This is a genomic window from Bradyrhizobium sp. Kon56 (genome assembly GCF_055807635.1).
Genome location: NZ_JBVVOU010000065.1, coordinates 1 through 13651 on the forward strand (window position 1 = coordinate 1; position 13651 = coordinate 13651).

A 13651-nucleotide genomic window follows, 5' to 3' on the forward strand; every position below is an offset into this window, starting at 1 on the left:
ATATGGACGAAGACGTCCTTGCCGCCGTTGTCAGGTTGAATGAACCCGTAACCCTTCGTCGGGTTGAACCACTTCACAGTCCCCAAAGCCACTTGACCTCTCCATTATTCAAAAACCAAAACTAGTGCGGGGTTTCCGACAAAAGAATGGCTGGCCGGCCGGCGCGCGAACGCGATAGACGGCACGCTGATTCAATCGGCATGCCCCGAGTCAAGTAGATCCAAATACCGAATGTGAAGTGTGAGCGGCTGTTTGGAGCCGTCTAAGAGCACACGTACCTGGTTGCGCGTGGCGCCTAGCCCAAGGACAACGCCGAACTTGCCGGACAATCTTCGACCAGCCGCCTCGGCCAACACGATGCGACAACCCGGTGCGACGCCATCCTTGATGAGAGACAATTCTGAACTGGGCGGACCATTCTTGTGGTCGGACATGCAGGCAACATATCGTAATATTGGCGCAAATAAAGGCCGCGCAGGCTCCGTAAGAACAACGGGAACAACGATGCTACCATACTCGCGGCTAATCCCGCTTCAGGTTCGGTGCCTCAATCGCCTTCAGCAGCTGCGCCCTCAACTGCAACACAACAGGTTCGCAGTCACAGCCGAGCAGTGATCGCGGTGCGATCCAAAGGGCACCCGCTGAATTTCGACCGCCCAAGTGCTGCGGCCAGAGCAATTATCAGGTCGCGCAACTCGTGCGGAGCGTGCTCGCGATTGCCTAGCAATCTAGACCCATATTCTGATTTGCAGATGTGCGTGAAACGGGAAAGCCGCGGTCGCTAAGAAACGATTGATTCTGAAGATGCGGACACCCCCAACCCCTTGCACCGTGCTCTAACCCGCATAGACCTTCGCGGCGCAAATTGCGCCGTTGCGGACGCGGGGGATGATTTCCGCCGGCAAGCTGACGCACGAGTAATACAATAATTATGTGGCACATCTCTCCTTTGGAGATGCTCGACAAAATGTCGATTTCTCCAGGGCCCAGTTGGGAGCGAATGACGGTAGCCTCAGTTTTCGGCCACGAAGACCACCATAGCAAAGGGCCAGAAGAGGCCCTGCATTCTTGTTCAGGTTTCCTGGTGTTGATGAGGTTCACCTCCAGTCCGAGCCATGGCGCATTGGCCGATTTCCACGTTGTGGAGGTTCAGCAGCACCGGTAAATCGATCACGGTGGTCGCCCTGATAATTAAAGCGGCCGCCCCCATAGACCCGTGGCCACGGGGTTGAAATGGGGCGCCCCATGCCCGCTCGCACCTATCCGCGAATTGGTACACGGGATAGAGACACCGAGGACGATGTTACTCAGCTCACTCTCCTCCCACAAAGGCACACTTCATGGTTCTACCGGTAGCCCTTCTTCAGCTATCACAACGCTGGCGTGGCTGTACGTTACCGCCAAGACGGTGATTGCAGTCGGGGGCTGGCTGCTGTTCTAAAATAGTTCGACTAGTTGCAGAAACTCGTAGGCGGCACAAACAATCATTCCCCACAGCGCAAAGTTTATCTGCAGAGCTGCTACCATGCTTCCCTCCCCGTCGGCCGAGCTTGTTGCTTTCGGTTGATGGTGCACTTGCATTTTCACCATTTCCCCGAATCTACACCGATTCCAACGTCTCAACCGCCCGCAAGAATACTGGGTCGGACTCTCGATGAAACACGGCAGAGCTTCGGGTATGCACCCGCCCTCTTCCGCCTCACGGCAAGACGTTGCGCAGGCGCAACAGCCTTCCATGTTCCGCTTCGGAACAGATGTTTTGGGACTCAACCCGCAAACCGGATTCTGGAATCATCGCCAACAGCCGGGGCTGGAAGTGTCCATTCCGTAAGCACTCAATTTTCCCGGGAAAATAAAGGCCGCAGGAGATGGGCTGATCCTGCGGCCTTTTTCATCTCAGCGGCGGATGTGGCAATCTCAGAAGCGGAGGGCGGAGAGTGTTGCTTGCTTGAAAGGAAAGCTCGCCGAGCAACTTGGAGCTACCGAAAGACGCCGATCAGCGAAGCGATATCGATCAGCTTGGCCGATGTTTCGCCTTGGAGTTCTCCCAGGCGACCTTGAAGCGGCGCGCGTGGCTTCATCGAGCGAGCCAGCTTCCGCCGAACGGCGGACCGGGAAATGTCACGATGAAGGCCAGTGTGGTAGCGCACGACGTCCTTATTCGCCCCGTACAGAAGAGCTGGCGAATGCATTTGAGGATATGAACCGCGCGAGCAGCGAGCGAACGCTGCCCTGGACTTTAGCTGTGGACATCCTGAACAGGTCGATAAGGCGCAACGGTTCCTGGGCGGAGTCGTGAACAAGTCGGGCGGCCGTCTATTCCAGACAGGGCGGTTGCACCGATTTCCGTTCGATGTTGCACCTTGAAAAGTAGCAACGATTTGATCGCCTTCCGCCGTGCTCGCCATACATTTGCTAGCTCGACGTCTCGCCGCTTGCTCGTCAATACGGTCAGGCTTTGCTGCGCAGATCACTTGCCGCAGTCCACCACGAAACGCTTTGTATCCGCATGATGGCAGTCCCATCCAAAAGGGGTACCGTCATGTGAATCGAATGTCCGTCTAAGGCAGCACCGAAATGAGTGCAGTCGCGCGGAACCTTTGTACGTGTGGCAATGTACCGGCGTGAACTCATCGATCGCGGGGCCGCCTCACTAACCCGTCCTGTGTACGCGCATCGGTGGCGTAATTTTACCGTCTGCCGAACCGTGCGGTTCGAGCTTAAAATCGAAAAGCCCCCCAGCGTCATCAGCAGCACACCTAACGAGGTTACCGTCCAGCTGCGCGGCTCGTCGCGCACTTCATTGTGCGCGGCCATCGGGATAGCTGCAGGTGAGTCGGCTCGCACGGCCGCGCGAAGCTTCTGCACATCTACGTGAGGCGGCACGGAGTGCTCGGGCGTGAGCTGGCTGGTAGGAAGATCCGCGACGGGTCGCGCCGGCATCAGGGCCGGCTTACTCGCCTCGGAAAAAGGAGCGGCATCAACCACCTTGAGTTCGCCTGCTGGCGGCATGGGCGGAGCCCGATCAACGGGCGGAGAGGGTAACAACTCCACGCGCGCATCGATCATCGGGTTCGACCTTTGCTGCGCGGCCTCGTTCTCGGCGAGACTAGTGGCGCGGCCGGCCACACGACCGTGAGCTGGCTTTCGCACCGTCGCGGTGCCTTCGGCTAGGAACCAGCATTTGCGGTGGCCGTCCCGCCGATAGACCCAGTGCTGGCGTGGGCCAGGCGAGTTGCCGGGCCGCGGCAAGCATTCCGGCTGCACCGATGAGGTTGCAGCGGGCTCGCGCGGAGCAATATTGAACAAATCGGTAAAAGGGTCGGAGCACGCTGGTGTCGCGGCAAGAACTCCGACAAGGACTAAACCGGCAGAGTAAAATCGCAAATGACGGGACATCGAAAACTCCCGGTGTTGCGCCCCCTACTCGGCACGAGCCTTCGCGGCGACATGGGCCCCCATGCGGCTTAAATCTGGCAACGTGATGGATTAATTGTGCTCCTGGCCATCCTAGTTAACAGGCCATCCAACACTCTTCAGTTGCAAAACGCGGCAGCGCGTTCGATTGAATCGAGCCACATGCGTTGCATTGGGCGTCGGTCCCGCTCGCGATCCGTGACGCGGCCGCCCGGTTGATCACCCGCTGCGGTGTTTGCGCTCACCTTCGCAATGGCAATGGCAATGTGACGACTGGTCGAGCGGTAGGTTGTGGATGATACGATGCCGGTGTGCGGGGCCGGAGTGAGGATTCGCCTCGCACCAAATTAAATGCTCCGTCACGATATTACCGCCATCGCGCCTTTCTCCCGTTCTACGGCCTCATTTAAATGTGGATTGTACGACGGCTATTTAACTCATGGCTTGTCTGCTCCTTCATTCCCGAGTTGTCTGCCTGGGCCTTCTCCCAAGAATCGGATCGAGCGATGAACACCGAGCATTTCAATTCGCTTTCCCTGGACGAGCTTTGGATGCTTCACCAACAGGTCGCCGCCACGCTCAGCCAGAAAATTCTGGTGCAAAAAGCACGGTTGGAGGAGCGGCTCCACAAAATTGGACTGGCCGAGAAAGCTGTACGGTTCGATCGTAAGCGCCGTCCATACCCTCCCGTTCGCCCCAAATATAGCAACCCAAAGAACCCGGCGGAGACATGGTCCGGCCGCGGCAGACTGCCTCGGTGGCTGCGGCCGCAGCTTCGAGGTGGCCGGAAGTTGGATGATTTCCTAATCGACGCTCCGCGAAATCTAACTCGGGAAAAGGCGTACGCGCGAGCCCGTACCCTCTAAGGGACGACGACAGAGTAGGCGCGAGCCGATCGGCCCCGGGGAGCTGTTGGCGACGCTCGACGCGAGGCTATCCTCGATTTCGAGAGCAATTTTCTGGGCAATCGTGACGTCGCCCTGGGCCAAGCCGCCTAATGGGACGAAGCAGCGCCCCGGCCGGCGGGGCAGCCGATGGAGTTTGGCCTGTAGACCGAGATCCGGACAGACCACGAGGCTTTGTCGCATGAAGACCGCCAGCTGTGAACGAGAGGCCACTAGTTGAGGCGGTGGCCCAAAAAGGGAAGCGGGATCGGGTCAGCGACGATCTGGACGGACGTGGAGGGGCACGACTTTATCCATGTCGCTGTGACCGGAGCGCCGGCTTTGCAGCTTCACCACCTGCTTGAGTTCGAGAGCCTCTATGGCGAGCTCATCTGCCAAGCGTTCGAAAAGTGCGCGCTTTTGCGGGTCGCTCGATCGCCTGCTCATAAGGGCCAGATCCGCGGCATCCGCACGGAGTAGGTCCGCCATGGTTTCGGCCCCGTCCTAGACCCACCTCGTCTTGCGCAGTCACCCTCTTCGATAGATCACGCCTTCGGATTGTCCCATACTCCAGGCGCTTCCGATCATGATTTGGATCAAACAGAGCGAGAGCTTCACTTGGTTGAACTCTCTTATGAGCAAGAGCAGCTCTATCAAATGCCAGAGGTCGGCGACCTGCACCGCGTATGCTAGGGCTTTTTACTGCTGCTTCGCCATATCCCCCGCAACGACCGCGGGCGTCGACCGAGATCGTTGGATGAGCAGCCAGCCGAAAAGATCCTGGATCAATGCGATCGAACCTGAAGTTCCCATAACTCTCTCAGCACCACTTGGCCGGCGTGCTCAACGGTGTATTCCGCTTTGTAGGTGCCCAGATCCCAGCCATTGGCGGGGCGTTTTCGACCCGTGAACAGAAAAGCTTGAGCCTTATTGTGCTCGACGGGCGCAGCGTTATCTTGGGCGATCACGTTGCCGGAGGGATTGCTGACGACAAGTCGCTGCAAGTCGCCCGATTTCAAGCCGATGATGCGGACAAAAGCGACAATGGCCGCCGAGGTCGCCGAAGGCAATTCCGCGTCGGCTCTTCCATCCTCGATGAATTCCATCGTCACCGGGGCACTCGCAAAGCCCGTATTCAGAACGGAGCGCTCCTGATAGCGAAGCCGCGCCTGCAATGCGGGATCCCAGAGCATCTCTCCTCCGCCGCAGGATTCCGGGCTCGAGCCGAAGGCGAAAGGATCGATGATCGAACCGTTGTGCCGTACCGTGAAGTGGAGGTGAGGATACTCGGTCAAACCCGACAGACCTACTCGGCCGAGCGGCTGCCCTCGTGTTACCGAATCACCGGGCTTCACTTGAAGACTGCCCGTTGCCAAGTGACAATACTGCGTTTCCCAGCGGTGCGCGTGTTCGATCAAAACGCCATTGCCACATTCGACATCACGCACAGCCTCGCGGGCGGCCTTGTGGAACGCGCCGTCCGGCAGATTTTCCCGAGTTCGGATGACGCGCCCATTTGCAGATGCGAGAACGTCAACGCCATGGCGTTGCGCCTGCAGCGACGGGAGTCGAAAATCAGTTCCGTTGTGTCCCTCGTATGTCAGCGTGCCGCACTTGTAGTCCCTTGCTGCCGGTGAGGGGTCCCGATCCGTATAATTCTGAATGTAGCACGTCCTGCCGGGCTCGCAGGCGATCGGCATCCCCAGTTGGATGGGTTCGGCAAGGGCAATTCCAGTGACTGCGAACACGAGCATCCCAATCACAGACGAAAGAGGAAATGAGCTTCCTGCGAGCGGACGCGTTGTTGTCATCATGAATGCTTCGCACATAAATCTTGAAGTCGTCGATCAAGCCTGTCCAAGCATTGCACCTATCCGCTCAACCGAGAGGCGGACCCAAGGTGGCGGACCGACTTCTCGCGCAGACCAGAGCCGAACGGCGATTGCGTGAGATGATGAAGCACAAAGAACTCGGATTGCCGGTTGATTCCCATTTTGAGCATGATGCGCTTGGTGTAGGTTCTCACTGTTGCTTCAGTCAGCCGGAGCTCAGCACCGATCTGTCGTGGACACTTGCCTTGAAGGATCCGAGTGACAATCCGCTCTTCCGCGAAATTCAAGCCGAAAGCGGCGGCAATACGGTGCGCTCCCGCCACCTCATCGAACTGCGGCACGATGACAAGCGCTTTTCCGCTATCGCAAGGCGGCGGCGCAGTTCCAATTCTGGCAAAGGCAAACCGCTCGCGCTCGGTTGAAAGAGGCACGGTTGTCCCCAGCCACTCCCGATCGGCGCCCGAACTCAACGATTCGCGAATCGCGTCCCTCAAGGCAGCCGTCACCGAACTGCTACGCCCCGCCAACCGGTTACCATTCGCCTTGAGGAGTTCGCCCTTGGCCAATAGCGATTGCCCGCTGTCGTTGGTTTCGTGAACAAGAAGATCTTCGTCAACGACGAGGGCGGGAAATCCCAAAACTCCAAGCCAGGCCGCTGCATCTTCTTGGCGCGGCTGGAATCCTACCAGATCGTTTGCAGTCTCCCAGATCGCACGCACTGCACGCACCAAGCACGGAACCTCTGCCCGAGTAAGTCCCGCTGAACGCCATCCTGCGATAAAGACGACCGTCACATCATCGCAAGGGGCGAACCTTCCTATCACAGAATGACCTTTCAGATCCGGTTCGGGTCCTATTAGCCTTCGCACGAAGGTAGTACGCATATGGACGGGTTCGAGAAGCGTACAACCTTTACTAGCGCCCTTGCCGACAATTCGCGCCACCATGGCCGTGCACGAGGGATCGATGGCCGCCTGCCCGATCCGCACCTGTAGCAGTTCCTGGCAAGAAGCCCGGCGTGCCGCCGCCGCAACGTAGCAGCTGCGGCATTCGAGGAGCTTCGCAATCCCCCTACCAAAACACTCCATCGTCGTATGGCCGACGCTCTGGTCAGCAGGCACCGCCGACTGTTCAACCCGGCCTTCGGCATCAATCGCCGAACGTGCGCCCGCCGCGTGGAAAAAACCAGCTCTGTTCTGCCAGTGGGGCAGTACCTTGCCATTCCCGTGCAATCGCTCCTCCCGCAATATCAATGCAGCCGGCTTTGCGGCAGCAGCTTAACTCTCCCTGAAGGCGCGGTGGATCCGCAGCACCATAGGCTGCAGCAAATACTCCGCAAAAGTTCTTTCTCCCGTCTCGACGAACACCTCGACGGGCATTCCGGGCAACAACGACGAAAGGTAGTAAGCCGTCTGCGTTGTGGTAGTTAGCTCGAGTTCCGCCATGTACGTGGCCGCGCCCGTCTTCGGGTCATTCAGAGCATCTGCGGCAACCGCAACGACCTTCGCGTCTAGCATCGGTATTCGCCGGATGTTCAACGCGAGGACGCGCACGCGTGCCGTCTGTCCCACGTAAACCTCTTGCCGATCCGTCGGCTTCAGCGTTGCCTCGATGACAAGCCGGTCTTGGAGGGGGACGATTTCCAGAAGAGTTTCCCTGGGTGCAAGCACGGCACTGAGGTCCCTGCTGTTGAGGCCGACGACTTTTCCACTTTCAGGTGCACGCAACTCGGATCGAACAAGCTGATCGCGCAACGCGGCAATTCGATGTCGAAGATCTCCAATCTCTTCGCTGGTGGCATGCAACTGCTTTGCGATGTCTTGCTTCTGGTTCAACTCCAACTGCCGACGCCGATAGTCCAATTCGGCGATCTTTGTTCGTGCCTGCGAGATTGATGCTGCATTGCGGGCGATCTGCCCTTCCGTTTCAGCCTGACTACGTTGCAGAGCCAGTAAACGCGGCTTACGCGCGAGGCCCTTCGCGAGCAAGGAGCTCGTGTCCGCGATTTCTTCCTTCAGAAGGGCAAGTTGCTGCTCTGCCCCATTTGTGTCGCCTTCCAGTCCACGAATAGTGTCTTCAGATTGCAGCATCTGCTGATCGATCTGCTTTCGCTCGCCCTCGATCGCGGTCAACCGCGCCGCAAATTCCGCCTGCTGGGTTTGTACGGCAACGCCCGCGGCCGCAGCAGAGCTCGTTCGCAGTTCGTCCGGAAATCGTATTGTTTTTTTGCCGGCCTGTTCGGCGGTCAATCGCGCTTCCATCGCAAGGTCCGCGAATAATTTCGTCTCGAGCGAGCCAAGCATTTCCTCGATCTGCGTGGTGTCGAGCCGCGCAATAACTTGACCCGCCTGGACACGATCATTTTCCCTGACCTGGATAGACTTTATGATACCTCCCTGTAGATGCTGTACGGCTTTGCGCTTCGAGTGCACCTTGATGAAGCCGGACGCCACGACCGCGCTGCGGAGCGGAACGGTGGTCGCCCAGACGCCGATGCAGCAGAACTGCAGAATGAGCAACACACACCCCCACGTCACGATGCGCCGCATGTCGGAGCGTGGTTCGCTGAACGTTGCCCACCGATCGCCGGTCACCACTTGGCGGGACATGACGATGTTGCGACCTTGGTCTTGCGACGTCATCGACCTGCTCCTCCGGTCCTAAGCACGCGGGGCTCTGCTTCGCGGTGGACGTCGGTCGACTTTTGTATCGGTGTGACGTCAGACAGACGGAGCGGCAGAACCTTGCTCGGCGGACCAAACGCGAGCTGCATGCCATCTCTGAGCAGCAATACGGCATCTGCGATCGTCAGGAGGCGGGGTCTGTGCGTCACGATGACCAGCGTTGCGCCCCGCGCTTTGACTTCCAAAGCCGCAGAGCAGAGCGCTTCCTCACCCTCTGGGTCGAGGTTGGCGTTCGGCTCGTCCAGCAGCATCAACTTGCGGTCGCCGTAGAAGGCTCGCGCAAGACCGATCCGCTGGCGCTGGCCACCTGAGAGCTTGCTGCCGTCGCGCCCGATCTCGGTCTGATAGCCACATGGCAGGGACAAGATCATGTCATGCGCTTGCGCGAGCATCGCTGCCGAGGTGATGTCTTCGTCGAGCGCGCTTTCGTCGAATCCGGCGATCGCTTCTGCGACGGTACCGCCAACGAGCTGTACGTCTTGGGGAAGATATCCGATGAACTTGCCGAGTTGATCGGAATCCCAGTTGTGGAGAGCGGCGTGATCCAGTCGGATCGTGCCGCTACTCGGCGGCTCGAGGGCCGCCATCAGCCGCAGCAGGGTCGATTTCCCAGCCCCCGTCGGACCTATGACAACTACAATTTGTGAGGGTCGGCACTCAAAGTTTATACCTGCGAGAATGGGGCGTTTGGTTCCGGCGGGCCGGTAAGCTACGCGATCGATGACCAGCCGGCCGGACGGCATCGGAAGCAAGGTCTTTCTCTTCCGCGCCAACACCGGCGCGGCGGCGGCCTGGACTTGTGTCCAAGCCTCCTGCGCAGATGCGAGCGCGCGCCATGCCGAGATCAGGCTTTCCATGGGCTGGAGGGTGCGCGCGACCAGCAGTGAACTAGCAATCAGGCTGCCGGACAGCACTTCATTTTGGAGCACCAGCCAAGCGCCCGCTCCGATCGCGGCAATCTGCAGGGTTGTTCTGATCATGCGCGCGGCAACGCCAATCGCACAGATACGTTCACTGGCTCGCACAACGGGCGACAGTGCGTGATCGTTGAGCCGCATGAATTCGCGAACTGCGCCGAGAGTCCACCCCATCGCGCGCACGAGGCTGGCATTCCGGACGATCCCATCCAGGGCGGCCTGCGTCCGCAGGGCCGCTCCCGAGGCGTCGGCTGTCTCGGTGCGCGCGATCCGCCGGCTGATGATGCCCATCACAAGCAGAATTGCCGTCCCGACCAGAGCGATGGCGCCATACCAGGCGTGGAGGAAGAATAGAATGAAGATGAAAGCAGGGAGAAAAGGCGCATCGATGAGCGTTATAACGGTGCCGCTTGACAGAAAGGTCCTTAGCTCGCGGACCTTGACAAGATCGTGCGTCCTCCCATCGCCGCGACTTGCCGCCTCCACGATGGTGCCTTCGAGAACAATTGGTGCGACGCACCGCTCGAAGCCGACTGCGAACCGACTGAGGAGTCGGCTACGCAAGATATCGAAAGCGCCGCTAAAGACTAGGGCCGCTGCAGCAATCATCGTAAGGCCGACAAGCGTTTCAACGCTACCGCTGCTGATCACTCGATCGAACACCTCGATCGAATAAAAGGGAACGACCACAGCGGCGGGGCGGATCGGTAGCCGCCCCGCCGAAAGTGCCTCACACGACTTCGATGACCGTGGCTCCCGCGGCCACATTGATATCCTCGACCGTTGTGAATGGCGTTGCGCCTCCCGTGACGCCGTCGAGTTGAATCGTTCCGAAGCCGAAGTCGAGCACGGTATTGGTGCCATCGTCGCTGACTACGACCGAGTTTGGATCGAATCCCGGTGCAGCATCGACGTGTATCAGATCACCATCGGTGAGACTGAAATCTGTTATCTCGTCATTACCGAAGTTGGTGGTGGTGTTGTCACCGAAATTATAGGTATCGGCGCCCGCACCACCTGTCAGCACGTCGTCTCCCGTACCCCCGCTGAGGACGTCGTTGCCGTTACCGCCATTCAGCTCGTCATCGCCTGCGCCGCCGGCGAGAGTATCGTTGCCATTTCCGCCCGCGAGCGTGTCGGCTCCGTCGCCGCCGTTTAGAGTATCGTTGTTGTCACCGCCAGCAAGCGTATCGTCGCCACCATCGCCGTTCAGCGTATCAATGCCCGTGCCGCCACTGAGCTCGTCCGCGCCGTCACCACCATTCATGGTGTCATCTCCGGCTCCGCCCAACATAGTGTCGTCTCCGGCGTCTCCGAACATCGTGTCGTTACCGGCACCCCCATCCATAAGGTCGGCTCCGGCGTCCCCATGCAAGGTGTCGTTACCAGCGTCGCCGTTCAGCGTGTCACTGCCGGCGCCCCCATTCAAGACGTCATCATCGGCGCCGCCACTAAGCGTGTCATTTCCGAGGCCGCCGCTCAGTGTGTCATTTCCCTCGTTGCCGTTGATGATATCGTCGCCGATACCTCCGTTCAACGTGTCGTTCCCGAGACCGCCGTTCAAGGTGTCATTGCCGGCATCGCCATTTAGCGTATCGTTGCCTGCGTCTCCCCAAAGGGTGTCGGCTCCGGCGCCACCGTGGATGGCATCATCACCATCTCCGCCGTGTATGGAGTCGTCGCCCGCATCGCCAAAAAGTTGATCGTTCCCCAAGCCGCCGTCAATCGTGTCGTTGCCTGCATTGCCGTGGATCGTGTCGAGGCCAGCATTGCCCGAGAGATTGTCGTCCCCGGCGCCGCCGCTGATAGTATCGTCGCCGTCGCCCCCGGCGATCGTATCCACACCGGCATTGCCATTCAGAGTGTCGTTGCCAGCGCCGCCATCGATGTTGTCGTCACCCGCACCTCCATTCACGACGTCGTTGCCGTCCAACCCGGTGATCGTATCGTTGCCTGCCAGTCCGTTGATCTCGTCGTCGGCTGCCGTTCCAGGAAGGATATCGTCGCCTGCCGTTCCATTGATGAGTGCCATGATTTCCGCTCCCTATTTCAAGGTTTCCGTGATGCGGGTAGGCTTGCTTTTGTGGTGCTTCGCTTGGGTGACCTCCGATCGTCCCTGTTGTACAGTTCGAGCAACGCAACCCTGAATGAAAATTGGGCAGCGTCGCAATCCCCATTTGGGGACAAAAGAATCGTTGAAGAAGCTGGGCGAGTGGCGCGACGGAGGTGGAGCGCCCAATCTGCCCTTTAGGGAAAGTCCTGGAACGCTCGGCCGCATCCGGCGGGACTTACGGCGCGCTGGTTTCGCGCCGACGATCTTTCCCTTGTTTCACGGAGTGCGCTTCGAAACGGCAGGGGGTACGCTGCGAAACGTTCGTTTTCCTAGTGGTCTCTCGTCTGCTCGTGGCCGACAATCAGCCCAGGATCCGGCCCCATGCTTCCGAACTAAATCGACCCCTCTTTCGTGACGCGCAAGCGACGAACGTAATACCCCTGTCGCTGGACGGTTGACCTAACCTCGTCGCTTACTTTGAGAATTCTTCGTCTGCTCTTGCGCCACTGATCCGCAGAGTAAGCCCCGGGTATCGCGGAGTCTGCGCTTAGAATGAGCAAGTCACGCTTCCAATTGAGATAGACATCAAACACTTTTCGCCTCACTGATTTTGTGGAAGTAAGAACGAAATATGTTTCGGTCATTCTGAGACCAGCTTACTACCCCGAAGAGCTGTGCGGGTTGCAGATGTGCAACGCTCCGCGACTCCTGCTTCAGAACGTGCCTAACCGGCGAACCCCGATTGAACGTTGTACTAGTGGTAGCGGCGGGCCACTTCGCCGGTCCCGGCTGCTTACCCTACGCCAACGCCCTGCTTGGCCAGCTTGACCAACCGGCGAACCTCATGCTCGGCCCATTCCTTGGTGTTTCATGGGGGCGATCGGCCTGCGCACCGTTGTGCCAGTGGTGCGGATGCTGATTTCGACAACGGTGCCGGTCTTGCGCGCTATCCTGCCCTCCGGTCATCTAAATGGATCACATTGCTGCCCGTGAGAAATGCGGCCCAATTCTTCATCAGAGCCCGCTGCTTTTCCAGCTTTTGGCCCCTCTGATCGGCGGCGGTGGTCTCGCTCTTGTACTTGTGGGCCAGCGCGGCCTCGCGGACGCCGTCGGGATAATCGGTGCATTCCTCCGCCCAGGTCGCAAACGTCGAGCGGAAGCCATGCACCGTCACGTGTCCGTAGCCTGGGCGATCAAGCACTGTGAGCATTGCGTTTTCGCTGAAGGGCGCCGCGTGATGTTCAAAGAGGGCCAGCCTAGGGGCCTTCGCGGCCCAACTCCGAGTCACTAGCCCCTGAAATTCCTTCCTCGCATTCAGGTAGAGTATAAGGCGCCGACGCAACGTTGGATCTGCTTCGATCGAGATAAGGGGCGGTCAGCAGCAACTGGAAGATGGCCCGAGCAGCCATGTATTGCGCTGCGGGCCGGCTTCTCTCGCTCCCGACTAATAGAACGTTTCCGCGTGGACCTGAAACAGACCACCGCCAGCCGCGGCCGCGCCGATGAATCCAAAGATCAAAGAGAGCAAAATCGCCAACGGTCATGGCGCGAGCACCCTGGGAATGGACACCTAAAATTTGACAGGAGACTTTACAGATCCGGCACCCTAACTTTCGGCTAAAGTCAGGGTTCTGAGTCCGGCCGAAAAATAGTTGAGGCTTAAAGCATCCGTCTGTACTCTAAGATCTTCGCTAGCGATCTATCTAGAATGCGACCGACTTGGTGTCGCATTTCCCACTCTGCGCTGTTTCACGGAAAGCGTGAACTGAATGTCACCAATCCCGACTGACAAGATCGCGCTCTTCATCGATGGAGCCAATCTCTACGCGACGGCGAAAACTCTGGGCTTCGACATCGATTACAA

10 protein-coding genes and 1 pseudogene are annotated in these 13651 nt (G+C 58.8%); 2 read left to right on the top strand and 9 right to left on the bottom strand.

Annotated features, from left to right (window positions below):
* Both AC0L3B_RS37300 and AC0L3B_RS37305 read right to left on the bottom strand, forming a co-directional pair.
* Nucleotides 1–92 (bottom strand): cold-shock protein (locus AC0L3B_RS37300; protein ID WP_473382487.1); only part of this gene is annotated, 92 nt, incomplete at its 3' end.
* A gap of 2359 nt (nt 93–2451) precedes the next feature.
* On the bottom strand, nt 2452–3399 hold the full coding sequence (locus tag AC0L3B_RS37305) for a hypothetical protein (protein ID WP_446480978.1): 948 nt from the start codon (nt 3397–3399) through the stop codon (nt 2452–2454).
* 569 nt (nt 3400–3968) lie between these two features.
* Between AC0L3B_RS37305 and AC0L3B_RS37310 the strand changes: the two genes are divergently transcribed.
* Entirely contained in the window at nt 3969–4283 is a 315-nt protein-coding gene (locus AC0L3B_RS37310) for an H-NS histone family protein (protein WP_473382490.1), read from the top strand.
* A 291-nt stretch (nt 4284–4574) separates the two neighbouring features.
* Here AC0L3B_RS37310 and AC0L3B_RS37315 read toward each other — a convergent pair whose 3' ends face one another.
* From AC0L3B_RS37315 to AC0L3B_RS37345, 7 genes are all read right to left on the bottom strand, one after another.
* Nucleotides 4575–4790: a hypothetical protein gene (locus AC0L3B_RS37315; RefSeq protein WP_446480976.1), complete on the bottom strand. Its 216-nt coding sequence runs from the start codon at nt 4788–4790 to the stop codon at nt 4575–4577.
* A gap of 296 nt (nt 4791–5086) precedes the next feature.
* Complete coding sequence (locus AC0L3B_RS37320; protein WP_473382470.1) at nt 5087–6115, bottom strand: M23 family metallopeptidase; 1029 nt, start codon at nt 6113–6115, stop codon at nt 5087–5089.
* 56 nt (nt 6116–6171) lie between these two features.
* A complete protein-coding gene (locus AC0L3B_RS37325) occupies nt 6172–7365 on the bottom strand; it encodes a helix-turn-helix transcriptional regulator (protein WP_473382472.1) in 1194 nt (397 codons plus the stop codon).
* A gap of 45 nt (nt 7366–7410) precedes the next feature.
* Nucleotides 7411–8775: an HlyD family type I secretion periplasmic adaptor subunit gene (locus AC0L3B_RS37330; RefSeq protein WP_473382475.1), complete on the bottom strand. Its 1365-nt coding sequence runs from the start codon at nt 8773–8775 to the stop codon at nt 7411–7413.
* Nucleotides 8772–10424 carry a type I secretion system permease/ATPase gene (locus tag AC0L3B_RS37335; protein ID WP_473382479.1) on the bottom strand — a complete coding sequence of 551 codons (1653 nt, stop codon included), beginning with the start codon at nt 10422–10424 and terminating at the stop codon, nt 8772–8774. Before AC0L3B_RS37335 ends, AC0L3B_RS37330 begins: the two co-directional genes overlap by 4 nt.
* Before the next feature lie 40 nt (nt 10425–10464).
* A complete protein-coding gene (locus AC0L3B_RS37340) occupies nt 10465–11766 on the bottom strand; it encodes a calcium-binding protein (RefSeq protein WP_473382483.1) in 1302 nt (433 codons plus the stop codon).
* 967 nt (nt 11767–12733) lie between these two features.
* Nucleotides 12734–12997 carry a hypothetical protein gene (locus AC0L3B_RS37345; protein ID WP_446480970.1) on the bottom strand — a complete coding sequence of 88 codons (264 nt, stop codon included), beginning with the start codon at nt 12995–12997 and terminating at the stop codon, nt 12734–12736.
* Nucleotides 12998–13556: 559 nt separating this feature from the next.
* Here AC0L3B_RS37345 and AC0L3B_RS37350 point away from each other — a divergent pair.
* A pseudogene (locus tag AC0L3B_RS37350) lies at nt 13557–13651 on the top strand (LabA-like NYN domain-containing protein); the annotation flags it as partial.

Excerpts from the sequence above, each read along its gene's own strand:
- AC0L3B_RS37345 (WP_446480970.1), bottom strand. The coding sequence starts at position 12,997 with ATGCTCACAGTGCTTGATCGCCCAGGCTACGGACACGTGACGGTGCAT.
- AC0L3B_RS37310 (WP_473382490.1), top strand. The coding sequence starts at position 3,969 with ATGCTTCACCAACAGGTCGCCGCCACGCTCAGCCAGAAAATTCTGGTG.
- AC0L3B_RS37340 (WP_473382483.1), bottom strand. The coding sequence starts at position 11,766 with ATGGCACTCATCAATGGAACGGCAGGCGACGATATCCTTCCTGGAACG.
- AC0L3B_RS37315 (WP_446480976.1), bottom strand. The coding sequence starts at position 4,790 with ATGGCGGACCTACTCCGTGCGGATGCCGCGGATCTGGCCCTTATGAGC.
- AC0L3B_RS37320 (WP_473382470.1), bottom strand. The coding sequence starts at position 6,115 with ATGATGACAACAACGCGTCCGCTCGCAGGAAGCTCATTTCCTCTTTCG.
- AC0L3B_RS37330 (WP_473382475.1), bottom strand. The coding sequence starts at position 8,775 with ATGACGTCGCAAGACCAAGGTCGCAACATCGTCATGTCCCGCCAAGTG.
- AC0L3B_RS37305 (WP_446480978.1), bottom strand. The coding sequence starts at position 3,399 with ATGTCCCGTCATTTGCGATTTTACTCTGCCGGTTTAGTCCTTGTCGGA.